Genomic DNA, 658 nt, shown 5'->3' with positions numbered 1-658 from the left:
GAGAAATATCGGCCATGAAAGGGTTAATCGGGAGGTCAAATCCAATCGGTGGAAAGTGGACATTTTAAATCGGTGCTGACAACTTTCCTCTACACAACTTAAAGCGTTTCTTTTATCTAATGAGGGTGTCACATTTGGTGATCCAGATACGGGCAATAGTTATGTGGTTGGTGACTTTAGCGATGAACAACTGGAGAGGTTTGTCGTAGAAAAATATCATGAACTGGTTGAAACGTTAAATGTAATTGTTCTGGAAATCATCAAACAAAAGCAAAATAATAAATTTCATTGCATGGCTCATGACGCAAATATAAAACCATTAGAGAGTCGTCTGATGTGGTCACATTATTCTAATGGGCTAAGAGGTTTTGTTATAGAATTTGACTTCAATTCAATGCTGGAGTCGATTGCTAATAAAAATAATGATGATTTTAGCGGTTACACTCTTATTAACTATACAGAACTGGGTTTTACAGACTATATAAAGTCTGTAATTGATGCTGGAAAACCATTATTTGCTGACAGAATGTTGTTTTCAAAGCATGTAGACTGGAAATACGAAAATGAGCTGCGATTAATTTGTAAGTACTCAAAAACTCCTGTGCAGACCACATGGCAGCCAGCATGAGGCGTATTCGATAATATTTGCCAGTCTCGG

At 37.1% G+C, this 658-nt stretch carries 1 protein-coding gene; it reads left to right on the top strand.

Annotation, left to right across the window (positions count from 1 at the left end):
* Positions 1 to 163: 163 nt before the first annotated feature.
* On the top strand, positions 164 to 628 hold the full coding sequence (locus ABD892_RS10180) for a DUF2971 domain-containing protein (protein WP_345195512.1): 465 nt from the start codon (positions 164 to 166) through the stop codon (positions 626 to 628).
* The last annotated feature ends 30 nt before the right edge of the window (positions 629 to 658 follow it).

The organism is Kistimonas scapharcae, assembly GCF_039540975.1.
Taxonomy (GTDB): Bacteria; Pseudomonadota; Gammaproteobacteria; order Pseudomonadales; family Endozoicomonadaceae; genus Kistimonas; species Kistimonas scapharcae.
This window is presented reverse-complemented; position numbering and strand designations above follow the sequence as displayed.